The organism is Yersinia rochesterensis, assembly GCF_003600645.1.
GTDB classification, from domain to species: Bacteria; Pseudomonadota; Gammaproteobacteria; order Enterobacterales; family Enterobacteriaceae; genus Yersinia; species Yersinia rochesterensis.
Window position 1 is genome coordinate 2,726,987 of the sequence record NZ_CP032482.1, and the last position, 26,083, is coordinate 2,753,069.

Consider the following 26,083-nt stretch of genomic DNA (forward strand, 5'->3'; position numbering starts at 1 on the left):
TTGAAAAGAATTTAACGACGTAAGTAGCATAAACAGCCGCTTAGCCGTTCTATATAGCGCTAACCTTACCGCAACAGCAAGGCTAGCGGTAGCGTTTTATCGGGCTATTTTGATCCTGCTCAGCCAGCCATGCCAGCTTTTCACCAATTTTGCCTTCCAGACCTCGGGATGACGGTAAATAGTAGCGGGTTGTGGCCATTTCTGGCGGGAAATAGTTCTCACCGGCAGCATAAGCATGTTGTTCATCATGGGCATAACGGTATTCAGCCCCTAACCCCATTTCTTTCATGAGTTTGGTTGGCGCATTACGCAGATGTTCCGGCACATCAAAATCAGGTTTATCACGCGCATCCTGCATGGCGGCTTTAAACGCCGTGTAAACCGCATTACTTTTCGGCGCACAAGCCAAATAAACAATCGCCTGAGCAATCGCTCGCTCACCTTCCGCCGGACCAACACGGGTAAAACAGTCCCATGCTGATATAGCCACTTGCATTGCGCGAGGATCGGCATTACCGATATCTTCCGATGCAATGGCTAATAAACGCCGAGCCACATAGAGCGGATCACCGCCTGCCGTGATAATTCGCGCATACCAATACAAGGCGGCATCGGGCGCGGACCCACGAATAGACTTATGGACTGCCGAGATAAGGTCATAATAACGATCGCCTTTATTATCAAAGCGCGCACTACGTTCGCCAGACACCTCTTTCAGTAAGTCAGGGGTCAATACCCGCACCCCATTGGCATCTATTTCTGCCATATCTGCCATCATTTCAAGGCTATTCAAGGCCCGGCGCGCATCGCCTCCCACCAATTCAGACATCATACGGCGAGTTTCATCTGGCAGTTTTATATTCTGCCCACCATAGCCTCGACTGCTGTCTGACATGGCTTGCTCAATAACTTTTTCAATATCGGCAGCGGTGAGAGCTTTCAGCAAATAGACCCTAGCTCTGGAGAGCAACGCCGAATTCAGTTCAAATGACGGGTTTTCTGTCGTGGCGCCAATAAAGGTGATGGTACCATCTTCAATATGAGGTAAAAACGCATCTTGCTGACTTTTATTGAAACGATGGACTTCATCGACAAATAAAATTGTCCGCCGACCTGCATCACGATTTTGCCGCGCGCGCTCAATCGCTTCGCGAATCTCTTTAATGCCAGAGGTCACCGCTGAAATACGTTCGACATCCGCCTGACCATAGCGGCCAATAATTTCTGCCAAAGTAGTTTTGCCGGTCCCCGGCGGCCCCCAGAGGATCATCGAGTGTAATTGTCCAGCAACGATCGCCCGCGGTAACGGTTTACCCGGTGCCAGCAAATGCTGCTGACCAATATATTGTTCCAACGTCAAAGGCCGCATCCGCGCGGCCAATGGCTGAAATTCATTCTGGGAAAAATCGAGGGACATATTACTCACACTGACCTCACTGCCGCTGGTCGTCCAGCGTCACACCTTTTGGTAGGGTAAATTTAAATTTACTGGCATCCGCAGAGCTATTTTGCTGACCTTTCAGCGTATAAGCACTGCGCTGCCCATCTTGCTCAATCGCAGTAAAGCTTTTGATAGTGCCCGTTGGCGTTACCGTGATAGCAAATTGCTTCAAATTGCCACTGGCGCTTTTCGGCGTAAGTTCAAAATCATCACCTTTCTGCTTCACATTATACTGTTTCCAGTCATCCGGGTTATTGCGAGTAATCAGCATAAATGGCGTATTACCTGTGGCATTTTTCAACCAGGTCGCTGTGGCCTGTTCAACAAACGGGTTATAGAACCACAGTGTTTCACCATCAGAAATCAAGACACTCTCGTCAGGGGAGGTCATATGCCAGTTAAACAAATTTGGCCGTTTCACCCATAGCTCCCCCTCACCCTCTTGCACTGCTGTACCCTCTGAGCTGGTCACTTTTTGCGAGAAGTTAGCGTGGAAACTGTTTACCTTGCTCAGGCGTCCTTGTAAGTCGGAGCTGGCATCTGCCAGCGCGTGAGCTGAAATTAAACCCGATAACAGACAGCAAGCAACAAGCAGTTTTTTCATTATTCTAAGTACCTTATAAAATTCATTGCGCCCTAATCGGGCCACCACAAAGGCGAATTCAGTGAGCGAGTTATATTGTCACTCTATGTGCCGTTTAAGTCTATGACTGGTAAGCTGAATGCATACCATAAACCTGACCACTTTAGCTGAAGTATTTCCGTTTCGTTAGCATATTAATCTGATAAATCTGAGGTTTACGCTTCTTTGCATAAGGGCCGCAAAGCGGCCCTGTCTATGTTAACTACCTCAAAACAAGATATTACTCGTGTGGAGGCGGAGCCAAGACTTCACGATTCCCGTTATGGCCGGGCGTACTGACAATCTGCTGGGCTTCCATCTGCTCAATAATCCGTGCCGCACGGTTATAGCCGATACGGAATTGGCGCTGTACCCCGGAGATAGACGCACGGCGCTTCTCCAGGACAAAGTTCACCGCTTGGTCAAACAGTGGGTCCAATTCTTCGTCGCTATCCAAGCCAAGGCTACCGCCTTCACCATCCTCACTACCACTGAGAATGCTCTCAATGTATTGAGGACGACCACGAGCTTTCCAATCATTAACCACCGCGTGCACTTCCTGATCGCGGACAAAAGCGCCGTGAACACGTACCGGAATTGAGGAATTAGGTGCCATATACAGCATATCCCCCATCCCCAGTAGCGATTCTGCACCACCTTGATCAAGGATAGTTCGCGAATCTATCTTGCTGGAAACCGTAAATGCGATGCGGGTCGGAATGTTGGCTTTAATGAGGCCTGTAATCACATCCACAGACGGGCGCTGAGTTGCCAAGACTAAATGAATCCCAGCAGCTCGGGCTTTTTGCGCCAAACGCGCAATTAGCTCTTCAACTTTCTTGCCCACTGTCATCATCAGGTCAGCAAATTCATCCACCATCACCACGATATAAGGCAATTTCACCAACATTGGCGGTGAAATATCCATACTATCAGAGGGTTTCCAGAATGGATCGGGGATTGGACGCCCCATCGCTTCAGCTTGAGCCACTCGCTCGTTATATCCAGCAAGGTTACGCACACCCAATGCAGACATCAGCTTATAGCGCCGTTCCATTTCGCCGACACACCACCGCAATGCATTCGCCGCATCTTTCATATCAGTAACCACTTCGGTTAACAGATGAGGGATCCCCTCATACACTGACAGCTCCAGCATTTTCGGGTCAATCATGATAAAGCGCACATCTTCTGGCGTGGCTTTATACAAGATGCTGAGGATCATGGCGTTAACGCCCACCGATTTACCGGAACCGGTGGTACCAGCCACCAGTAAATGAGGCATTTTAGCCAGATCGGCTACCACCGGTTGCCCAGCAATATCCTTACCCAACACAATAGCTAATGGCGACGGATTATCTCGGAATTTGGCACAATCGAGGACTTCGCGTAAATAAACGGTCTGACGATGTTTATTGGGTAGTTCAAGCCCGACATAAGGCTTACCTGGAATCACTTCCACCACACGCACGGCAATAGCCGAAAGAGATCGAGCCAAATCGCGAGAAAGATTAGAAATGCGCGAAGCTTTGACACCTGGTGCTAAATCAAGCTCAAAGCGGGTAATGACCGGCCCCGGAGATATACCCACGACCTCTGCTTTCACCCGATAATCACCTAACCGCGCTTCGACTAAACGCGCCATTTGCTCCAGAGCAAACATATCAACCGGTTCCTCCTCCGCTGGCGGAGAAGAAAGAAGATCCAACGTCGGCAATGGTGTTGTCGGTTTGACCAAAGGCTGATCATTGCGCATCAAGAAGGGGTGAATCAAACTGTCCATCGCCGGAGTTGGCTGCACTGGTGAAACTGGCGGTACTGCTGTCGGAGTTGGTTGCACCGGTGCTGATTGGCCAGAATACACTTGATGAGTTTGATTGACTCCTGACGGCTGATAGGCCGAGACCTGTTCAGTATGCTCTGGTACAGAAGTACCTTTCACTGTTGCTGGCTGCGCGGCGTCGTCAACATACGGAGACAGCGTAAACAGAGGCTCACGTGGGCTTTCATCGACCAGATCTGCAACCGGTGAGAATGTAAAGGCACTACGGGTATCTACGGGTTGCGTTTCCTCAACAAAAGCATGTTTATATTCGCTAGCGTCAAGATTTTCATCGTCCGGAGAACCATAACGATGTTGCTGTTGCGCTGCAAAGGCTTGTCGTAATGCCGCCTCTTGCAAAGCCTGTTCATCTTCTGGCTCTGCCGCAGAGAAAGTATTCCCCCCCGCATCGGCTGATTGTCCGTAACGCTCTGATTGTTGGTCAGCAAAAGCTTGACGCAAGATTGCCTGCTGTAATGCATCATCATCTTCAGAGGCAACCTCCGCTGTAAATAACGTTTCAGCAACTTGAGGAGCTTGTGCTTCTTGCTCTCGCTGTTCCTGCTCCGCCATACGCTGAGACGGTAATTTGATACCGTAGGAAGCGAGTTCACGCCGTGTCGGGATCCGAACAGGATTAGGCCTTGGTAACTCAGGCCCTATGCCCTGTTTAACCTGTAAACTGCTATCACTGGTAGCGGTAAATGCGGGCATAAACGTGGCGGCAGCCGCACTTGCCGCGACTACTCCTATCGTAGACGCAGGGCGACTTGGCGACCCCATCGGGGCCAGACCATCAATATCTGTGCCCATTCCAGGGTTCATATAAGGTGTACTTTCTACCTGATCGCTATGGCGCTGCGCCGCTGAAAAATCAAAGGGAGAATGGCTAGCGGGTGTTGCTGGTTTGTCCCATGAACCCAGTTGAGGCTCAGGCCTTTCAACCGACGGTGCAACACGTGTTGGCGCAGGAGACGTCGCTTCTTGTGGAATTTCAAAAGAATAGAGCGGCGGCGTTGCGGCCATATTATCAACCATCGGCACTGTACTGTGGCTGATAACGGGTTCGGACGGAGGACCCGCAGGAGATAACACTGACGGCTCATCATTATCTGTTGCACGTAATGTACTCAATAATGGGTCATCGCCATCTTTGGTTTCAGCAACTGCTGCACTAGCCAATGTTGCCCCATCCAATATCGAGCTAACAGGTGCATCTGTTACGGATGGTGCCGAGAACAATACATCGTCATCCGCATGGGCGGAGTTTGCCGCCAGCGCTGTAGCCGCTGTTACACCCACAACCGATTTATTCGGCGTAACGCCTTTATCTTGCTCAGCAGTCATCGCCCCATCAACTTGGTAATCGTCATCTTCATCGTCATAATGTTCTTCACGACGTGAACGATTAGTCATAAATGTCAACGATCCTAAGACTACTCCACCAATTTTTTCAGCAATAACCAACCATGACCACCCCGTAAAGAGTGTCAGGCCCACAGCCCAGATACAGAGCAATGTCAGGGTTGCCCCCACACCGTTGAACCATGGCAACATGGCATTACTGAATAGACTGCCGATCACCCCGCCAGAGGCGAAATAGTAAAGATCGTCAATATTTAATGCAGCCAAACCACATGAGGTTAAAATCAGGGCTAATGTGCCTATCAACCGCAATGAGAGTGCAAAGTAATCGACATGCTCACTGGCATCACGCTGGCGAAATGCAGCCCAGCACAACATCACCATAATGGCGGGAATTGCATAAGCCAAGACGCCGAAAGTGAAGAACAATGTATCGGCCATCCAGGCGCCAACACTTCCACCAAGATTATGGATCGGCTCATGCCATGAAGTTTGCGACCAACTCGGGTCTGAAGGGTTGAAACTGAGCAGCGCGGCCATTAGGAAGGCTGCCAAAATCGTTACCACAATCAAAACAGCCTCAAGCAAACGGCGCCCATTGCTGAGTTTTTTCAAAGTAACTTCTTTATCTTCTGTATATTCCTGGCTCAAGAAAGGCTCTCCAGGTTCCTGTTAACTAGTATGAGTAGCAACGCCGAGAACCCTCCCGGCGTTGAAACTGTATGAATAAACAGGAGTGTAACCAAATTACTCAGGTTTTGCACCTGCCTGTTTACCGCGTTTTAATAACAAGGCGGTTACTCTGCTTCACTTCTTCCATGACAACATAAGTGCGGGTGTCGTTGACTCCCGGTAGGCGAAGCAAGGTCTCACCGAGTAATGTACGGTAAGCAGACATGTCAGGTACACGAGTTTTCAACAAATAGTCGAAATCACCGGAAACCAGGTGACACTCTTGAATTTCCTCAAGATTTTTTACAGCGGTATTAAATTGCTCAAACACATCCGGAGCGCCACGATTCAGAGTAATCTCAACGATAACCAGCAGTGATGCATCCAAATACTGTGGATTAAGCAGTGCAGTATAGCCATGAATGAAGCCCTGACGCTCTAAGCGGCGAACCCGTTCCAGACATGGTGTTGGTGACAACCCTACTCGTTTTGAAAGCTCAACGTTAGAGATACGCCCATCCTTTTGTAATTCATTCAGGATGTTACGATCTATACGATCAAGCTCTTTCCCCGGGCGTTTTTTGTTATCTATCATCTTATAATCTCTCTTAATTTCCTTGAGTCTGCGACATGCTCTCATTAACTATGAATTTTGAGCTTGCTACAGACACGACCCGCAGCCTGTTTTATGCAAATATATCAACACGTTGTTATCTCACACCCTGTCTGTCTAACTGTATGCGAGGTACTCGATGATTATTAGCGTTGAGGAAGAGATAGCGCATCACGAACAACAACAGAAACTCCCCCCTGCAGTTATCCGAGAACATACTCCACATGCCATCCAGCATTAATCGAAAACATTCCAGGGTTTTCGCTTGGTATCACTGACACCAAATCTGAAATTATGGCGCGCAGATAATTTCTTCTTCCTATGATGTTTTCGCAAATGCACAGCCGATTGTCAAAGTAAAAGAAGTTAAATCAGTACAACATGCCATAATTAAAAATCAAGAACGCTTATCTTCGCTATTTTTTCATCCTAAATTTGCTATAAAATGATGCAAAATAACGTGCCAAAAATTATTGATATTTCTTTAACCATCGCCCTGCAAGCCACATTCTTTATGGGGTCAAAGATTTTTAAGACTGTTCTACTTGCAACGTAGAAAGGAATTTCTATCTCTTTTGCACTCTGCTCGACTTCGTTTTGCCCCTAACTGCTGGTTCTTGATACATTTAGTTCGTTAAATAGGCATTACCTATCAAACAAATCGCTAACAACATTTTTGTCTGCTTTTTTTAATGCTCGAACTTCCCTACAATCGTTAACATTGTCCGCCATTGTGGGAAAGAGGTATTCATGAGCACCGCAAAACATAGCAAATTGATTATTTTGGGTTCTGGTCCTGCGGGTTATACCGCAGCAGTTTATGCGGCACGTGCCAACCTGAGTCCTGTATTGATTACCGGAATGGAAAAAGGCGGTCAATTGACCACCACCACCGATGTCGAAAACTGGCCGGGTGATCCAGAAGGTCTCACCGGCCCGGCGCTGATGGAACGGATGCATGCACATGCAGAAAAATTCCAAACAGAAATTCTGTTCGACCACATCAATAAAGTCGACTTACAGAACCGTCCATTCCGCCTATTTGGTGATGGTGCTGAATACACTTGCGATGCACTGATCATTGCAACTGGCGCATCTGCACGTTATCTCGGGATGGAATCAGAAGAAGCATTCAAGGGCAAAGGGGTTTCCGCCTGTGCAACTTGTGATGGTTTCTTCTATCGTAACCAAAAAGTTGCCGTGGTCGGCGGTGGCAATACTGCCGTTGAAGAAGCGCTGTATCTGGCAAATATTGCCGAGGAAGTTCACCTGATTCACCGCAGGGATAGCTTCCGCTCAGAAAAAATCCTGATCGACCGTCTGATGGAAAAAGTGAAGAACGGCAATATTGTGCTCCATACTGATCGCACTTTGGATGAAGTGCTGGGGGACAATATGGGCGTCACTGGCGTACGTCTGAAGTCCACCAAAAACAGCGAAACTGAAGAGTTAGCGGTAGCCGGTGTATTCATTGCTATTGGTCATAGCCCTAACACCGCCATTTTTGGTGATCAATTAGCACTGGAAAATGGTTATATTAAAGTGCAGTCCGGTATTCAGGGCAATGCAACACAAACCTCAATTCCTGGTGTGTTTGCTGCGGGTGATGTTATGGATCATATCTATCGCCAGGCAATCACCTCCGCTGGCACCGGCTGTATGGCCGCGCTGGATGCAGAACGCTATCTGGATGGATTAGTTAACGACAAATAATCCATATCAAAACTTCACCTAATACCGACGGGCAGCTAACAGATACGTGAGCCGCCCGTTTTTAATTTCTGTTGGCCCTTTATTTGGTATATCGGCATGTCAATGAAAAACAGCAAATTATAGATATCGACTAATGCGGCGACTATCACAAGCATTATGGTTTCCCCTCATGGCTTGACGCGGTAATATTGCCCCTCGCTGGTTTGCCATCTTCAAAGGTGACAAATATTTTTTGAAGCTTTCCCGTACCTTGCGCAGAAAATTACCCGATGAATAAAACACGACAGTATGAGTTGATTCGTTGGCTGAAAAAACAAAGCGCCCCCGCGCAACGTTGGCTCCGCCTGTCTATGCTACTTGGCCTCTTCAGTGGGTTACTGATTATTGCTCAAGCTTGGTTATTGGCCACCTTGTTGCAAGCGCTGATCATTGACAAAATCCCGCGCGCGGAATTAATCACTGATTTTGGTTTGCTGGCTGGAACTTTCGCCGTACGCGCCGTGATCAGTTGGTTGCGTGAGCGAGTAGGGTTTATTTGCGGCATGAAGGTACGTCAACAGATTCGCAAAATAGTGTTAGATCGATTAGAGCAACTCGGCCCTGCTTGGGTAAAAGGCAAACCCGCCGGAAGTTGGGCAACGATTATTTTGGAACAAATTGAAGATATGCAGGATTACTATTCTCGCTATTTGCCGCAGATGTACTTAGCTGTCTTTATTCCAGTGCTGATTTTGATTGCTGTCTTCCCGATCAACTGGGCAGCAGGTTTAATTTTATTTGTCACTGCACCATTGATCCCTTTGTTTATGGTGCTGGTCGGAATGGGCGCTGCCGACGCCAACCGGCGTAATTTTGTCGCACTCGCTCGTCTAAGTGGTAACTTCCTCGACCGTTTGCGTGGTCTGGACACTTTACGTTTATTTAACCGCGCCAAAGCAGAAACAGACCAAATTCGTGAATCCTCAGAAGATTTCCGTCGCCGCACCATGGAAGTACTGCGTATGGCTTTCCTCTCCTCCGCTGTGTTGGAATTTTTCGCGGCAATATCCATCGCAGTCGTTGCTGTCTATTTTGGTTTTTCCTATTTAGGTGAATTGAATTTTGGCAGTTACGGCCTGGGTGTCACCCTATTTTCTGGTTTTCTGGTTTTGATTTTGGCACCTGAATTCTTTCAGCCGCTACGGGACTTAGGTACGTTTTACCATGCCAAGGCGCAAGCTGTTGGTGCTGCTGAGTCATTGGTAACATTTTTAAGTAGCGAAAGTGAAACTATTGGCCGTGGCGATAAAGTTTTGGATGGCACTGATGCCATCACTCTGGAAGCTGACGCGCTAGAAATTCTATCCCCCACAGGTACTCGCTTGGCTGGGCCACTGACATTTTCTCTCTCTGCAGGCAAACGAGTTGCTATTGTTGGTTTAAGCGGGGCGGGTAAAAGCTCCTTGCTTAATTTGCTATTAGGCTTTTTACCTTATCGCGGCTCATTAAAAGTCAACAACATAGAATTGCGCGAACTGGATCCGCAGGCTTGGCGAAACCAGTTAAGCTGGGTCGGCCAAAATCCGCACTTACCGGAACAGACACTGGTCGCCAATATTTTGCTGGGCCAACCTAATGCTGACAATAACCAACTACAACTGGCTATTGAGCGCGCATATATCAATGAATTCCTTAATGACCTACCACAAGGATTAGATACTGAAGTCGGTGACCATTCGGCGCGTCTTTCTGTTGGGCAAGCCCAGCGCGTTGCTGTTGCCAGAGCATTGCTCAACCCGTGCCGACTTTTGCTACTAGACGAACCTACTGCCAGTTTGGATGCTCATAGTGAACAGTTGGTCATGAAAGCGCTGGAGGAAGCCTCCCGTAAGCAGACCACATTGCTGGTCACCCATCAGTTGGAAGATACGCTGGGGTATGATCAAATCTGGGTGATGGATAATGGCCTATTAATTCAGCAAGGTGATTATTCTAGCCTGAGTCAATCAGCCGGTTCATTTGCCAACCTGCTGTCCCATCGCAGTGAGGAGCTTTAATCATGCGAGTGCTTCTCCCCTTTTTGGCCTTGTATCGCCGTCATTGGTTCCTGATTTGTCTGGGTATTGTGTTGGCCATCATCACATTACTGGCCAGTATCGGGTTATTGACATTATCAGGCTGGTTCCTGGCCGGAACCGCGATTGCGGGCCCTGCTGGGTTGTATACTTTTAACTATCTGTTACCTGCGGCTGGTGTTCGAGGTGCTGCGATTATCCGCACGGCTGGTCGTTATGCTGAGCGAGTTGTCAGTCATGACGCGACATTCCGAGTGCTGGCACATCTACGGATCTTTGCATTCCAGAAAATATTACCCCTCTCCCCTGCTGGCATTGCTCGCTTTCGCCAAAGCGAATTGCTGAACCGCCTGGTTGCAGATGTCGATACACTCGATCATCTCTATCTGCGAGTAATCTCACCGCTGGTTGCCGCTATTGTCATCATAGCAACAGTAACATTTGGCCTGAGTTACATTGATGCCAATTTGGCCCTGACACTTGGTGCCATACTGCTTGGGTTATTATTGTTAGTGCCATTGATTTTCTATCGTGCTGGTAAACCTATTGGCCGTGATTTAACAGATCTGCGCGGTCTTTATCGCTCACAACTGACATCTTGGCTACAAGGCCAAGCCGAACTGTTAGCTTTCGGTGCATTACAACGGTTTCGCGCTTCATTGGAAGACATTGAACAGCGCTGGATGATCCGTCAAAGGCAGCAAGCATCCTTGGCTGGTTTAGCCCAAGCTTTAATGATTCTCGCTTCAGGTCTGACAGTGACATTAATTTTATGGCTAGCTGCGGCGGGGATAAATGGTAACAACCAGCCAGGGGCATTGCTGGCCTTGTTTGTTTTCACATCATTAGCTGCTTTTGAAGCTCTGTTACCTGTGGCTGGCGCTTTCCAACACTTAGGGCAAGTTATCGCGTCGGCGACCCGTGTTGGTCAGTTAATGGAACAAAAGCCCGAAGTGACATTCCCAGTTACCGGCCCGGCATTGACCCAACAAGCTGCGCTAGAAGTGACAGGGCTGAGTTTTACTTACCCACAGCAGCCTTTGCCCGTTTTACAAAATATATCGCTGTCACTGGCCGCAGGGGAGCATATTGCGCTATTGGGCCGCACTGGCTGTGGTAAATCTACACTGTTGCAGTTATTAACTCGAGCATGGGATGCTAGCGAAGGCATCATCTCGCTGAATGGGAAACCTTTAGCCAGCTATGATGAAGCTGCACTACGCCAAATGATGACAGTCGTCAGCCAACGGGTGCATATTTTTAGCAGTACATTGCGTGAAAACCTGCTACTGGCCTGCCCTGCTGCATCCGATGCACAACTAAAAGTTGTTTTAGAACAAGTTGGTTTGGCTAATTTGTTAGATAACAGCGAAGGGCTGAATGCCTGGATGGGAGATGGTGGGCGTCCATTATCTGGTGGTGAACAACGCCGTTTAGGGATTGCTCGCGCGTTGCTACATCCAGCACCACTGCTACTCCTTGATGAACCTACCGAAGGGTTAGATGCGGAAACTGAACAACAGATCCTGACGTTATTGCGTCAGCACTGTCAGCATAAAAGCCTGATTATTGTTACTCATCGCTTGTATGGGTTGGAATATATGGATCGGATTTGTGTGATGGATGGTGGGAAAATAGTTGAGCAAGGCGACCATCAAAGCTTATTGCAAAACAAGGGGCGCTACTACCAATTCCATCAACGGCATTAATACAAAGATTATATGTGAATAATGCGACTGAATAATGGCAGGTAATCAACCAATTCATAGCTAATATTAAGTAAAACAACTGAAAGCAAAATAGTCTGGTTTGTTATAAATAATTTTAGAGACAAAGTCATTGAAGTTGCAGTCAGGCCGAGCGAACGATAAATCGATTGGGGCAGTGTGCATGCTACCCCTGGATGGGGTTCAAGATTGTGGCTGATTGATCTCGATAAATTTGAGCAGCCAAGAGATTCAGGTGATAACTTTTTATTAACACTTAGCGCCGAGAGCCAATTTAATTACGGGTTGCAGATAACTTATCAAAGTGAAACTCGCAAATGGGCCAAGTAACGAGTATCGCTAGCAATAATGCAGCATCGAGTACCAAGAGTCTGCCCAGATGGGCCGGTATAGAGTCACCAAGGGGATTTATGCGCATCACACAGCTCTCTTCTCAATCATTCGCATTCCCCTCACCTGAGCTAGCTCTGCGCGAACCTAACGGATTGTTGGCCTTGGGAGGAGATTTATCCCCTCCCCGTTTGCTGGCAGCCTATGAGCGGGGAATTTTCCCCTGGTTTAGTCCAGGGGAAATGATTTTATGGTGGTCACCTGACCCCCGCGCCGTATTGTATCCAGAAGATTTACATATCAGCCGGAGTATGAGGCGTTTTATGCGCCATTGCCCTTATCAATTTACAATCAACCATGCTTTTGAAGATGTCGTTCGCGCCTGTGCGACTCAGCGTGATGAGGGAACCTGGATTGGCGCTGATGTACAGCAAGCCTATTGCCACTTACATACACTGGGCAACGCCCATTCCGTAGAGGTCTGGTTGGAAAATGAACTGGTAGGTGGTTTGTACGGTATCTCAGTGGGTTCACTCTTTTGTGGTGAATCCATGTTTAGCCGGGCTAATAATGCCTCAAAAAGCGCTTTAATGGTTTTTTGCCATCATTTTACCCGTCATGGTGGAGAACTGATTGACTGTCAGGTCCTCAACGCTCACACTGCGTCGCTGGGTGCGATTGAGATCCCACGAAACTTTTTTTTGCAGCAGTTGAGTCAACGCCAGTTTAGTCCACTACCGGCTGAATGCTGGTTACCGCAATCGTTGAATTTTTCATCCGCGATGCAGTAAAGCTCAACCGTTGAAAAGAACCCCACATTAGGCTTTATCCCCTCTTACCGGCAGACTAATTTTGCTGAAATGGTGCGATGACCGCCAACACTTCTTTACATAATGTGGGTTTTTCGGCATTATCTTGCCGGTTAAAAACTAAGGTAGTTACACCTAGAGGATTCGATGGCCAAAGAAGACAATATTGAAATGCAGGGCACCGTTCTTGATACGCTGCCGAACACCATGTTCCGCGTTGAATTGGAAAACGGGCACGTGGTAACCGCTCATATCTCCGGTAAAATGCGTAAAAACTATATCCGCATCCTGACGGGTGACAAAGTCACTGTAGAGCTGACCCCGTACGACCTGAGCAAAGGCCGCATTGTCTTCCGTAGCCGTTAATCGGCTAATCTGTCGCCAATTTAAAACTGGCGAGCTCTGAGGATGTAGTCCCCCCTCCGGCGCCCTTCCCATTTATGGCTAGGGCGTTTTGCGTTTTCTTTTATTTGTCGATTTAGTGCATTTATTCACCACACAAATAAAAGCAAAATGTGCAAAGAAATAAAAAGGGCGATAGCTAAATTAGCTTATCGCCCTTTATTTCGCTCTTAATTTGAAGCTCCCGCAAAGCTAGCGACTGGCTAACTTAGTGAACGGCACCTTCAGTTTTGCGTTTTTGCGCACTTTGGAATTCATAAGCCAACTGCTGTTTTTCTTTATCCAGCCCAACAGTGACCGAACCACCATCAACCAAAGAGCCGAACAACAACTCGTTTGCCAGTGGTTTTTTCAGGTTTTCCTGAATCACTCGAGCCATTGGCCGCGCGCCCATCGCCTTGTCGTAGCCTTTATCAGATAACCAATTACGTGCTTCTTCACTGACTTCCAGTGACACACCTTTAGCATCTAATTGCGCCTGCAACTCAACAATAAATTTATCAACGACTTGCTGGATAACTGTTGGTGACAAGTGGTTGAACCAAATGATGTTATCCAACCGGTTACGGAACTCCGGCGTAAACACTTTTTTGATCTCTTCCAGCGCGTCAGTGCTGTTATCCTGTTGTTTAAAACCAATGGAAGTGCGCTGCGTCTCGCGCACACCGGCATTGGTCGTCATCACCAGAATAACGTTACGGAAATCAGCTTTACGGCCATTGTTATCCGTCAGAGTCCCGTTATCCATCACCTGCAATAGCAGATTAAACACATCCGGGTGCGCCTTTTCAATTTCATCCAACAGCAGAACTGCATGAGGATGTTTGATAACCGCATCGGTCAACAGACCACCTTGATCGTAACCAACATACCCCGGAGGTGCACCAATCAGGCGGCTAACCGTATGACGTTCCATATATTCAGACATATCAAAGCGCAGTAGTTCGATGTCGAGCGCTTTGGCTAATTGCACCGTGACTTCCGTTTTACCAACCCCTGTTGGGCCTGCAAACAGGAATGACCCGACAGGTTTGTGCTCATGGCCCAAGCCCGCGCGGCTCATTTTAATAGCCTCAGATAAAGCCTCAATAGCCTTATCCTGACCGAACACCAACATATTCAGGCGGTCGCTCAAGTTTTTCAGCACATCTCGGTCACTGGCAGAAACGGTTTTCTCCGGAATACGGGCGATACGAGCAACCACAGACTCGATATCTGACACATTGACCGTTTTCTTGCGTTTGTTGACTGGCATTAAGCGGCTACGAGCACCAGCCTCATCGATCACATCAATGGCTTTATCCGGCAAGTGACGGTCATTAATATATTTAACCGATAACTCCACCGCTGCGCGGATCGCTTTCGCGGTATAACGCACATCATGGTGCGCTTCATATTTCGGTTTCAGGCCATTGATAATCTGAACAGTTTCTTCCGGTGTCGGCTCAGTAATATCAATCTTCTGGAAACGCCGAGCCAGCGCACGATCTTTTTCAAAGATATTGCTGAATTCCTGATAAGTAGTGGAGCCAATGACCCGAATTTTGCCACTAGAAAGCAGCGGTTTAATCAGGTTAGCGGCATCTACTTGCCCACCAGAGGCGGCTCCTGCACCGATAATGGTATGAATTTCATCAATAAACAGGATGCTATCTTTGTCATTTTCCAACTGTTTCAGTAGCGCTTTGAAGCGTTTTTCAAAATCGCCACGATATTTGGTTCCGGCCAAAAGTGACCCAATATCCAATGAATATAATGTGCACTCTGACATGACTTCAGGAACATCGCCCTGCACGATACGCCAAGCCAAACCTTCGGCAATAGCTGTTTTACCAACGCCAGATTCCCCCACTAACAGCGGGTTATTTTTACGCCGACGGCACAATACCTGGATAGCACGTTCCAACTCTTTATCACGGCCGATAAGTGGGTCAATGCCGCCAACGCGGGCCAGTTGATTCAGATTGGTGGTGAAGTTCTCCATACGGTCTTCCCCTCCTGCCTGCTCTTCATTCACCGGATTTTCTGCATTCGGTGCCTGACCCGGTTCGTCCTTACGGGCGCCGTGGGAAATAAAGTTCACTACATCCAGACGGCTAACATCATGCTTGCGCAGTAGATAGGCCGCCTGAGACTCTTGTTCACTGAAGATGGCGACCAACACGTTGGCACCAGAAACTTCATTACGTCCTGACGATTGGACATGGAAGACCGCACGCTGTAACACGCGTTGGAAACTTAGCGTCGGCTGGGTGTCGCGCTCGTCTTCACTCACCGGCAAGGTTGGTGTGGTCTGTTCGATAAACGCTTCCAGTTCCTGGCGTAATGCCACCAGATCAACTGAACACGCCTCCAGCGCTTCCCGCGCGGCTGGATTGCTCAGCAATGCCAGCAACAGGTGCTCCACGGTCATAAACTCGTGTCTGTGCTCACGCGCTCTGGCGAAAGCCATGTTGAGACTGAGTTCAAGTTCTTGATTGAGCATAGGCACCTCCCAATAGTTGCCTTAATCAGGCTTTTTCCAGCGTACAAAGCAACGGATGCTCGTTCTCCCTGGCGTATTGATTTACATGTGCGACTTTTGTTTCTGCTACCTCGGCAGTAAAAACACCACAAATCGCCTTTCCTTGATAATGCACATTGAGCATCAGTTGTGTTGCGCGTTCAATATCATAAGAAAAGAACTTTTGCAGAACGTCAATCACAAATTCCATCGGTGTGTAATTGTCGTTGTTAAGTATCACTTTATACATAGACGGCGGTTTGAGCGCCTCGATTTGTTTATCTTTGACCAAATGTTCAAAATTCAGCCAGTCGTTGTTCTTACTCATTGCCTGCCCATCGTTTCACTGAACCACACAGGAGCAATACTTCACTCCGGTTATAAGACCATTTCATGCAGATATCTATTATTATTTTAACATCACTTATGCCATAACGCCGCCTGAGAAAGAAGTCGGCATTTTTACCTTAATAGCGGTTAAATTGTATCCAAATAAAGACAATAGCGTTAGCTACATCAAACTTTGAAGAACTACCCCGCATTGACAAAAGCCGCCCTCTTGACGTTAAGGCCATTTCCACTAGAGTGTATTTTCGTGAGCTGTTGGAGTTTTAACCAATTTGCGCTCACTTTAACCAGTGATTACCTCATCTCGAACTAAAATAGCCTTGCGAGGAACGTAGAAGTATGGAGACGGGTACTGTTAAATGGTTCAACAATGCCAAAGGTTTTGGCTTCATTTGCCCTGAGAGCGGCGGCGAAGATATATTCGCTCACTATTCAACTATCCAGATGGATGGCTACCGAACGTTAAAAGCCGGTCAGATGGTTAACTTTGATGTCCATGAAGGACCGAAAGGGAACCATGCCAGCCTGATTGTTCCACTCGGGCTAGATGTGATATTGCAAGAAGCCGTACCGCAGGAACTCGCTGTATTGGCCTAACACGGTACACTTACCTCCCTAAGCACCTTGGGTGCAAACCATAACCTAACCCTATGGTGATAAAGGTATTCTCAGCGCAGCTTATTGCATTGCAACATCAATAACGCTTCCAAATGCCAGCCAAATAATGACTGGCATTTTTATTTCTAACACTTCTAATATGCGGCCATATAAACCAAGATCAATCCTCAGACCAATCTATTCTCGCGCTAGTGCATCAATAGGATTTAGCCGAGCAGCGCTGCGCGCCGGTAAATAACCGAATACCACCCCTATCACGGTTGAACACAAAAATGCACTGAACAATGCCATGGGCGGGAAAGCAATTTGCCAGTTAGGTAAAAACATCTCTACAATCAGGCCAATAGCGAAAGATAGCGAGATACCGAGTGCTCCCCCTACCAGGCAGACCAGAATAGCCTCAATGAGAAATTGCTGCATAACATCACTGGATCGCGCACCTACCGCCATGCGGATACCTATTTCTCGGGTACGCTCTGTTACCGAGACCAACATAATATTCATCACACCAATCCCACCGACCACCAGTGAAATAACAGCCACTAATGTAAGGAATAACTGCATAGTGCGGGTAGTTTGCTCCGCAGTCTTCAGCAAGCTATCCATGTTGTAGGTAAATATATCTTTTTTACCATGGCGCATGGTTAACAACCTAACCAACTGCTGTTCGGCTTCTTTACTGTTATAGCCCTCTTTAATCCTAATAGTGATTGAATCAAAGTAAGAACGCCCCATCAGCCGGCTTGCCATGGTGCTATAAGGCACCCATACCCGCAGTGCTTTGCTACTACCAAACATGGATTGCTTTTCTTCTACCACGCCCACAATTGTCGCGGGCATATTGCCAATCAATATCACTTGCCCCACCACCTCTTTGAGGTGAGGAAACAGGCGGCGCTGCGTATTGCGGTCAATAACGACCACTTGTGACTGGCGCTCAACCTGCTCGCGGGTGATGGCTGTGCCTTGTTCAAGCTTCATGCCATATACCCGGAAATATTGTTCACTGACACCCGAGACACTGGCCGCCACATCAATATTGCCATAACGCAACCGCATACTACCGGCGATAGTCGGGGACACCGCACTAACGTAAGACTGTTCTTTTAGCGCGGTCATGTCGTCATAAACCAATGCTTGCCGAGTACTGGGGTCATCGTCGCCAAAGTCTTTACCGGGATAGATATCAATCGTGTTAGTACCTATAGCCCTGATATCCGCCAGCACCAGTTGTTTCGCCGCGTCGCCAACCACCAATATAGAAACAACCGAGGCAATACCAATAATGATACCTAACATAGTCAGAGCGGTACGCATTTTATTGGCTGACATTGCGCGCCAGGCCATTAATAGCGCTTCACGGAAACGCCCTGCTAATTGCTGCCATGAGGGGGCCGGAGGCGTTAGACTAATCGCGTCAGAAGCCGCAATACTTGCCGCTGTTTTCGACCCAGAATCGGCCATAATACGGCCATCTTTGATTTCAATAATCCGCTCAGCCTGAGCCGCGACAGTGGGGTCATGGGTAACAATAATGACCGTGTGCCCCTGCTGCTGAAGCTGTTTTAATATAGCCATGACTTCAACACTGGAATGGCTATCCAGCGCACCGGTGGGTTCGTCAGCCAGGATAACCTGACCACCATTCATCAAGGCTCGGGCAATACTGACGCGCTGTTGTTGCCCGCCAGAGAGCTGATTGGGCTGATAACTCACTCGCTCCCCCAGCCCCAACCGGGTTAACAGCATGTTCGCTCGCTCGCGGCGTTCATTTTTACCCAAACCAGCATAAACCGCCGGAACTTCAACATTATGGGCCGCACTCAGATGAGGTAGCAGGTGATAACGCTGGAAAATGAAACCGAAATGCTCACGGCGCAGTGCCGCCAGTGCGTCGTTATCTAAGGCCGCGACATCTTGCCCGGCCACCCGATAAACACCTGCACTCGGTTTGTCCAGACAGCCGAGAATGTTCATCAGTGTCGACTTACCTGAGCCAGAAGCGCCAATAATCGCCACCAGCTCGCCTGCATTGATGGTCAGTGAGACATCCTGCAATACATCAACAGTTTCTTCGCCGGACTGATAGCTACGACGGATGTCTTTTAATTCAAGCAATGCCGTCATTACGCATCCTCCGTGCCGCCGCGGCTAACGATGACTTCCTCACCCACACTCAAACCGGAAACAACCTGCGCATCAACGTTATTACGGATACCAATAGTGATTTCTCGTTTTTCTTCTTTGCCGTCTTTCAATACCGCGACTTGATAGCGATTAGTTCCCAGCTCATCACCCAATGCCGATAATGGGATAACTATTGCCTGCGGAACATTCGCCAACTGAATTGATACTTGCGCAGTCATTTGCAATCGCAATAATCTATCTGGATTAGGGACTTCAAAACGCGCTGAATAGAAAATCGCGTCATTGACCTTTTCCGGTGTGGGCTGAATGTCTTTTAATACCCCATCAAAGTGCTTTCCAGGATCACCCAAAACCGTGAACGAGGCTTTCATGCCGGGCTTTAAGTGGATCACGTCGGCTTCCGAGACCTGTGCATTCACCAGCATGGTGCTCATATCCGCTAGCGTCAGAATATTAGGCGCCTGCTGCGCGGCAATGACGGTTTGGCCTTGTAAAGTGGTGATTTGCACCACATCGCCGCCCATTGGGGCCGAAATTTTGGTGTAATCCAAGTTAATATTGGCAGTATCCAAACCAGCTTTTGCTTTATTAATTTGCGCATTAATAGTCTCAACCTGCGCTTTTTTCACAGCCAGTGTGGTGCTCGCCTGATCCAAATCCTGACGTGACACCACTTGTAACTTCGCCAAATCTTGCTGACGACGTAAGGTGACCGCAGCCAATTGCAGTTCAGCTTTCGCCTGCCCCAACTGCGCATTCAAATCCTGCAATGTCGCTTCCACTTCTTTGATTTGATTCTGTGCCTGTTGCGGATCGATCATGGCCAGCAATTGCCCTTGCTTGACTTGATTGCCAATTTCCACATACAGTTTTTTCAACTGGCCACTGACCTGAGCACCCACATCAACTTTGCGTACTGCATCAAGTTTGCCGGTGGCCAATACACTCTGTTGCAGATCACGGCTAGCAACTTTTACCGTCTGAAAATCAACCGGTATCGGCGCCATGAGATGCTTAATAATGAAAAAACCGCCGATAATGAAAACGGCAATTGCGATAAGCCATCGGCGCGGACGTCCACTTAACTGCATCAAATCAATTACCTTCCTGAAATTGTAAATTATCCACTTGTTAAAAATAGCATCGGTAATGCCCATATGACTAAACAAAACATCAACGCATATCGGACTACAACCGAAATTTGGGATGCATTGAGATTCCGTTTAGTTCTTGTTTGTTTCAATGATGCGGGAAATATATTGATATAACGGACTTAGTCATGCACAACATTAATAACACCGAATTAATCCCTGACAATATTAACCGTTGGGGGTTAATCTCAATGCTGTTCAAAGGCAATCAAGCTCTGGGCGGCTCGTGGCAAGAATCCCAGTTTCGGCTTAAATTCATCGCCCGTGCCTTAATTAGCCCCAAACTGACCTTTAGATTGCTAGGTGTATTGGTGAAGCAACCGTTTCTCAATAGCATCCTACGTGCTCAACCGGATTTACCCTGCAAATTACACCGCCCTTACTTAGCTAACACGCTAAATAATAAGCAAAAACTGGCTGTACTACAGGATCATTTCCAGTTGGAAAATCAGTGTATGCCAGAATTATTACGCCACAACTATTTGCACCATTCACCTTATAAACTCACGGAGTTAACGGGCAAGAGTGAGGAGAAGTATTCCCTTTATTTGGGCGTTATTCCCAAACTCAATAAAGAGGGTGAAATTACGCTGATGCTTGCCAATGAGCAACAACAAACCCTGGCATTACTGACATTCAGTCTCACTTATTATCAAAACCAAAAAACATTGTTTATCGGTGGGTTGCAGGGAGCGGATCATGAAACGCCGCACAGCGAAATTCAAGCCTGCACTAAAGCTTGCCATGGGTTATTCCCGAAACGTTTAGTCTTGGAAGCGACTTGCTATTTGGCTGAATTGATGGGGATAACACAGATTATTGCCGTAGGTAATACCACACATATTTATCAGAACTGGCGTTATCGGGCGAAAAAGAAAGATAAATTACACGCAGATTACGACTCTTTTTGGGCTTCACTGGGAGGGAAACAGTGCGCACAGGGCCATTTCAATTTGCCCGCCAGAATTGCACGTAAGCCTCTTGAAGATATTGCGAGCAAAAAGCGCGCGGAATATCGCCGCCGCTATCAGCTACTTGAGCAACTTGAAAATGGCTTAGTCGCGCATTTTCCGCGCGGCTAGAGATGTCTCCCCCGCTAGTCAGCTCGGCCGCGCGCCAGCCAGACTACGCGGGAAAACATTTTTTTCAGCAGCGGGGGGATAAACTCAACGCCCCGCGCTCTGGCATAGCTGGTCACTTCAATGGCTAAATCCGGCTTCGAAGTCCGATGAATCGCTTTTTCGATCACTCTGCGTGGCTGAATTTTAGCATTTGCAGGAATACCGGATATCCGGTGATATACCTCATCAAAACCTGAGCGATATAAAAAGTGCTCCATATCCGGGGCGGGTAAAATGGTCAAACGATCCCGTTCATGATCACGCCCATCATCCGCCATCGTGCGTACAGTCGCCGCGTACTTTTTCCCTGCATCATCGCCATCAGTCAGAACATGCCATTGTATTCCCATTCTATTGGCAAACTTCAGTAACGGGCGCAGGCCGCTCTGAGCAAATTCAATCACTTTTACGCCTTCAGCTTCAAAGTGATAGCCGCATTGGCGGGCAAGATCATTAAGTAACCAAATTTCAGTTTCCCCCTCAACCATCAGCCAGCAACGGGCAAACAAAGCAGAGGGACGATTGAAACGAATATGAAAAGCAATGCGGCGGCTATCTTCGGCACTCATACCTCGAGGGCCAATGCGGTAAGTGGCAACCCGGGACGATTCGCGCACTAATCGACAAATGCTCTCTACCGGCACTAATGAAATTAACTCTCCGGAGTTTGTTGTAGTGATGCGTTGGAGAGGCAGTTGGCTGAGTAACCCCCAAGCGACGGACAACATAATCGGGTGTAAACGCGTTTCCGGATCTTCCACCAGCAGTAATGGACGGGCATGGGGATCAAGGCTCAATGGCCCTTTTGCTTGCAGTAATGTTGAAAACATTCCCAAAAGTATCAATCGCATACTGCGGCTGTTTGGCTCAGCCACCATACGGTTGATACTATCGAGAGCGAGCCAGGCTTCGCGCTCGGGTTGCGGGCGATGGTGGTTACGCGGCCCCACAGACTGCGAACCTTGTTCGGCAAAATAGTGCTCTAGCAGTTGGCGCATAGCCTCCAGCCCTTGGCGCAATTCGGCATTAGTCAATTTCTGTGGGCGACGAACCAATTCGCGGCTTAATTGATCCAATTGCTGGTTCAATGCCACTTTATCCGGCTGATGGCTGTTTTCTGTGATGGAACTACGCAGCCGGCGGATAAAGCGTGCATCTCGCAGCCGTAATACCGGATGAATGCGAATCACCCCACGCGCCAGCTTTTCGATATCATGTAACTCCAGTGGGCGTCCGTCTAAATCAAGGAAAGTACGCCAGGTACACACTGTGCCATCGTCAGCTAATTCACCTTCAATTCGATAATAAATACGGTGTAAACCATCGTCATTTTTTATCCAGAGCGGGGATAAATGGCGATAGCGGGGGGAGCGCCAATGGCCAATGTCTTTTTCGCAAAAGGTGAAAATAATTTGTAAATGACGCTCTTTAGCATTCTCATCGCCTGCCGGATGATAAAAATCCTGCGAGGTAAAATGATAAAGTTGAGGTTCGGGGGACAAAAGTAAGGTAAGGGCATCTAATAAGCTGGATTTACCCCAGGCATTCTCACCGATCAGCACTGTATTATCATCAAGGTTCAATGAAATACGATTAATACCGCGAAAACCGACAATATCTACACGCTCAAGATACATGCTACGCCTCCGATGCGAATTTATTCATACTGATACTATCAGATTACAGAGTTAACCTATGACTTGATTATCTGAGACAAAAAAACCTTATAGGTCAAATAATACGGCAGTCTGTGTGCTTTACTCTTTCCCTGATTTTAGATAGTTTATTGCGCCACAGCCCATTATTCATCTGCTCATGATATCCCAAATGGGTGTTTCTTTAGCTGCACAGCAGGACGGTATAACTCGTGTATTCAGGATTATTGATCATTCTTTTGCCGTTAATTCTTGGTTATCTCATCCCACTTAGCCGCAAAACATTAATTCAATTGATCAACCGCTTATTAAGCTGGATGGTCTACGTTATTTTATTCTTTATGGGTATCAGTCTGGCGTTTCTGGAAAACCTGAGTGCGAACCTATTGCTTATTTTCCAATATGCTGGCGTCTTTTTCCTGTGTATTTTTTGTGCCAATTTACTGGCGTTATTTTTACTTGAACGCAAGACACCTTGGAAAAACACCCACCGCCAGGAAGTATTGCCATCGCGCCTGCATATGGCGCTGGAATCATTGAAATTATGTGGCGTAGTCATTGTCGGTTTTTTACTGGGATTGAGCCAATGGGAGTGGTTGCAATTTGCTGCGAAAGGCAGTGAATTGGCGCTGATCTTCTTACTTTTCTTAGTCGGAATTCAATTGCGTAACAGCGGTATGACACTACGCCAGATTGTATTGAACCGCCGTGGCGCAATTGTGGCCATTGTTGTGGCGTTTAGTGCATTGGCTGGCGGAATGCTCGCCGCAGTATTGATGGATTTGCCGATTAAGACCGGACTGGCGATGGCGTCTGGTTTTGGCTGGTATTCATTATCAGGTATTTTATTGACTGATTCATTCGGCCCAGTAATTGGGAGTGCCGCATTCTTCAACGATTTAGCCCGTGAATTGGTGGCCATCATGCTGATTCCAACACTGGTGCGCAGTAGCCGCTCTAGCGCGTTGGGCTTATGCGGCGCGACCTCAATGGACTTCACTCTGCCAGTTTTACAGCGCAGTGGTGGGCTAGAAATGGTGCCGGCAGCTATCGTACATGGTTTCTTACTGAGCTTGCTTGCGCCAATATTGATTGCTTTCTTCTCTTCCTAATTCTTCTTGTACGCAGTGAGCCACTGGGTTCACTGCGTGATCCCCTGCAACAATAGTGAATAAATTCTCATTCGCAGCAAAAGTTGCGCCAAATCAAAACAAGTTAAAGTTGCATTAAAAAAGCTGTTTAAACACCTTGCTCACCTCTATGCTTTTAAACACGCATTACAAATGCAACTTTAAAAGGAAAAATAATTATGTTCTGTGTGCAATGTGAACAAACCATCCGAACGCCGGTTGCTAATGGCTGCTCTTACGCGCAAGGGATGTGCGGAAAAACCGCCGAAACTTCTGATTTACAAGACTTATTAGTCGCTGTATTGCAAGGCCTTTCCGCTTGGGCATTAACCGCCCGCGAGTTTGGCATTATTGATCATGAGATTGACAGCTTTGCACCCAGAGCCTTTTTCTCCACACTGACCAATGTGAACTTTGACTCAGACCGCATCGTCGGTTATGCCAAAGAAGCCATTCTATTGCGCCAATCATTAGCTATCCGCTGCCGCCTCATTGACCACCAGATTGCGGTCGATCACCCGTTGGCCGAGCTGCAACTGGTATCCGACGACATCCCTGCCCTGCAACAACAAGCGCAGCAGTTTGCTCTTAATACTGATAAAGCCGAGGTCGGTGATGATATTCATGGCCTGAGAATGTTGTGTTTGTATGGCCTAAAAGGGGCAGCGGCTTATATGGAACACGCCCATGTACTGGGCCAGTTTGATGAACAAATTTACGCGGATTATCATGCCTATATGGCTTGGTTGGGTACCCAACCGCGTGATGTCGATACCTTGCTGAATAACGCCATGGGTATTGGCAAAATGAACTTCAATGTCATGGCTATTTTGGATCACGGCGAAACTCAAGCTTACGGCGATCCGCAACCAACTGCCGTTAATGTGCGCCCGGTAGCCGGTAAAGCTATCCTGATTTCTGGGCATGATCTCAAAGACTTACAAATGTTGCTGGAGCAGACTCAGGGAACCGGCGTAAATATTTATACGCACGGCGAAATGCTGCCCGCCCATGGTTACCCAGAGTTAAAGCGCTACCCGCATCTGGTCGGTAACTACGGCAGTGGCTGGCAGAACCAGCAGACAGAGTTCGCCAAATTTCCCGGCCCAATCCTGATGACATCCAACTGTATCATTGACCCGAATGTGGGCAATTACGGCGACCGTATTTGGACCCGCAGTATTGTCGGCTGGCCGGGTGTTAATCACCTGGAAGGCGAGGATTTCGCCCCCGTGATTGAACAAGCGCTGGGCATGGCGGGGTTCCCATACAATGAGCTGGAACATCTCATCACTGTTGGCTTTGGTCGCCAAACCTTGCTCAATGCCGCGGATACTGTCATTGACCTGGTTGCCACGAAAAAACTGCGCCATGTCTTTTTAGTCGGTGGTTGTGATGGTAGCCGCACAGAACGCAGCTATTTCACCGATTTTGCCCGCAGTGTTCCACAAGATTGCATCATCATGACTTTAGCTTGTGGGAAATATCGCTTTAATAAATTGGACTTCGGGACTTTAGAAGGGTTGCCGCGCCTGCTGGATGTTGGCCAATGCAATGATGCTTATTCGGCGATTATGCTGGCGGTTAAGTTGTCGGAAAAACTGGGTTGCACTGTCAATGACCTGCCTCTCAGCTTGGTGCTGTCATGGTTTGAACAAAAAGCCATTGTTATTCTGCTGACCTTACTGTCATTGGGGGTGAAGAATATTTACACCGGCCCGACCGCGCCGGGCTTCTTGACCGACAACTTGATGGCAATTCTCTATGAGAAATTTGGTATGCGGCCAATTACTACCGTAGAACAAGATATGAATGCGATTTTAGGTCATTAATTCACTG

Annotated in this window: 18 protein-coding genes; 9 read left to right on the top strand and 9 right to left on the bottom strand. The window is 47.8% G+C overall.

What is annotated here, in order from left to right:
* Positions 1-82 precede the first annotated feature (82 nt).
* The 4 genes from DXZ79_RS12770 to lrp all read right to left on the bottom strand — a co-directional run bounded on the left by DXZ79_RS12770 (position 83) and on the right by lrp (position 6,517).
* Entirely contained in the window at positions 83-1,426 is a 1,344-nt protein-coding gene (locus DXZ79_RS12770) for a replication-associated recombination protein A (RefSeq protein ID WP_038632079.1), read from the bottom strand.
* A 7-nt stretch (positions 1,427-1,433) separates the two neighbouring features.
* Positions 1,434-2,045, bottom strand: a complete 612-nt coding sequence (gene lolA / locus DXZ79_RS12775; protein ID WP_038632078.1) for an outer membrane lipoprotein periplasmic chaperone LolA — start codon at positions 2,043-2,045, stop codon at positions 1,434-1,436.
* A 259-nt stretch (positions 2,046-2,304) separates the two neighbouring features.
* Complete coding sequence (locus tag DXZ79_RS12780) at positions 2,305-5,901, bottom strand: DNA translocase FtsK (RefSeq protein ID WP_038632076.1); 3,597 nt, start codon at positions 5,899-5,901, stop codon at positions 2,305-2,307.
* A gap of 121 nt (positions 5,902-6,022) precedes the next feature.
* Positions 6,023-6,517, bottom strand: a complete 495-nt coding sequence (gene lrp, locus DXZ79_RS12785; protein ID WP_038632074.1) for a leucine-responsive transcriptional regulator Lrp — start codon at positions 6,515-6,517, stop codon at positions 6,023-6,025.
* A gap of 768 nt (positions 6,518-7,285) precedes the next feature.
* Here lrp and trxB point away from each other — a divergent pair.
* The 5 genes from trxB to infA all read left to right on the top strand — a co-directional run bounded on the left by trxB (position 7,286) and on the right by infA (position 13,534).
* Positions 7,286-8,248 (top strand): thioredoxin-disulfide reductase, encoded by a 963-nt coding sequence (trxB, locus tag DXZ79_RS12790; RefSeq protein ID WP_038632072.1) that lies wholly within the window; start codon positions 7,286-7,288, stop codon positions 8,246-8,248.
* A 269-nt stretch (positions 8,249-8,517) separates the two neighbouring features.
* Positions 8,518-10,284: a heme ABC transporter permease/ATP-binding protein CydD gene (cydD, locus tag DXZ79_RS12795; protein ID WP_038632070.1), complete on the top strand. Its 1,767-nt coding sequence runs from the start codon at positions 8,518-8,520 to the stop codon at positions 10,282-10,284.
* Positions 10,285-10,286: 2 nt separating this feature from the next.
* Positions 10,287-12,011: a heme ABC transporter ATP-binding protein/permease CydC gene (gene cydC, locus DXZ79_RS12800; RefSeq protein WP_120011311.1), complete on the top strand. Its 1,725-nt coding sequence runs from the start codon at positions 10,287-10,289 to the stop codon at positions 12,009-12,011.
* Positions 12,012-12,439: 428 nt separating this feature from the next.
* Entirely contained in the window at positions 12,440-13,150 is a 711-nt protein-coding gene (gene aat / locus DXZ79_RS12805) for a leucyl/phenylalanyl-tRNA--protein transferase (RefSeq protein ID WP_120011312.1), read from the top strand.
* Positions 13,151-13,315: 165 nt separating this feature from the next.
* On the top strand, positions 13,316-13,534 hold the full coding sequence (gene infA / locus DXZ79_RS12810; RefSeq protein ID WP_002211347.1) for a translation initiation factor IF-1: 219 nt from the start codon (positions 13,316-13,318) through the stop codon (positions 13,532-13,534).
* A 244-nt stretch (positions 13,535-13,778) separates the two neighbouring features.
* Here the strand turns inward: infA and clpA are convergent, their stop codons facing one another.
* Positions 13,779-16,055, bottom strand: a complete 2,277-nt coding sequence (clpA, locus tag DXZ79_RS12815) for an ATP-dependent Clp protease ATP-binding subunit ClpA (RefSeq protein WP_038632063.1) — start codon at positions 16,053-16,055, stop codon at positions 13,779-13,781.
* Between the two features lie 25 nt (positions 16,056-16,080).
* Positions 16,081-16,401, bottom strand: a complete 321-nt coding sequence (clpS, locus tag DXZ79_RS12820; RefSeq protein ID WP_038632061.1) for an ATP-dependent Clp protease adapter ClpS — start codon at positions 16,399-16,401, stop codon at positions 16,081-16,083.
* A 359-nt stretch (positions 16,402-16,760) separates the two neighbouring features.
* On the opposite strand from clpS, the gene cspD reads away from it, so the two are divergent.
* Positions 16,761-17,018 (top strand): cold shock-like protein CspD, encoded by a 258-nt coding sequence (cspD, locus tag DXZ79_RS12825; RefSeq protein ID WP_038632059.1) that lies wholly within the window; start codon positions 16,761-16,763, stop codon positions 17,016-17,018.
* A 198-nt stretch (positions 17,019-17,216) separates the two neighbouring features.
* Here the strand turns inward: cspD and macB are convergent, their stop codons facing one another.
* Positions 17,217-19,166, bottom strand: coding sequence for a macrolide ABC transporter ATP-binding protein/permease MacB (macB, locus tag DXZ79_RS12830; RefSeq protein ID WP_120011313.1), 1,950 nt, complete (start codon positions 19,164-19,166; stop codon positions 17,217-17,219).
* Positions 19,166-20,278: a macrolide transporter subunit MacA gene (gene macA, locus DXZ79_RS12835; RefSeq protein WP_038632055.1), complete on the bottom strand. Its 1,113-nt coding sequence runs from the start codon at positions 20,276-20,278 to the stop codon at positions 19,166-19,168. The genes macB and macA overlap by 1 nt, the downstream gene beginning before the upstream one ends.
* 188 nt (positions 20,279-20,466) lie before the next feature.
* Here macA and DXZ79_RS12840 point away from each other — a divergent pair, with 188 nt between their 5' ends.
* On the top strand, positions 20,467-21,420 hold the full coding sequence (locus DXZ79_RS12840; protein ID WP_120011314.1) for a VirK/YbjX family protein: 954 nt from the start codon (positions 20,467-20,469) through the stop codon (positions 21,418-21,420).
* Between the two features lie 14 nt (positions 21,421-21,434).
* Here DXZ79_RS12840 and DXZ79_RS12845 read toward each other — a convergent pair whose 3' ends face one another.
* On the bottom strand, positions 21,435-23,096 hold the full coding sequence (locus tag DXZ79_RS12845) for an ATP-dependent endonuclease (protein ID WP_038632051.1): 1,662 nt from the start codon (positions 23,094-23,096) through the stop codon (positions 21,435-21,437).
* A gap of 230 nt (positions 23,097-23,326) precedes the next feature.
* Here DXZ79_RS12845 and DXZ79_RS12850 point away from each other — a divergent pair, with 230 nt between their 5' ends.
* Together DXZ79_RS12850 and hcp are read left to right on the top strand one after the other, a co-directional pair.
* Positions 23,327-24,226: a LysO family transporter gene (locus tag DXZ79_RS12850; protein WP_038632049.1), complete on the top strand. Its 900-nt coding sequence runs from the start codon at positions 23,327-23,329 to the stop codon at positions 24,224-24,226.
* A 197-nt stretch (positions 24,227-24,423) separates the two neighbouring features.
* Positions 24,424-26,076 carry a hydroxylamine reductase gene (hcp, locus tag DXZ79_RS12855; protein WP_038632048.1) on the top strand — a complete coding sequence of 551 codons (1,653 nt, stop codon included), beginning with the start codon at positions 24,424-24,426 and terminating at the stop codon, positions 26,074-26,076.
* Positions 26,077-26,083: the final 7 nt, after the last annotated feature.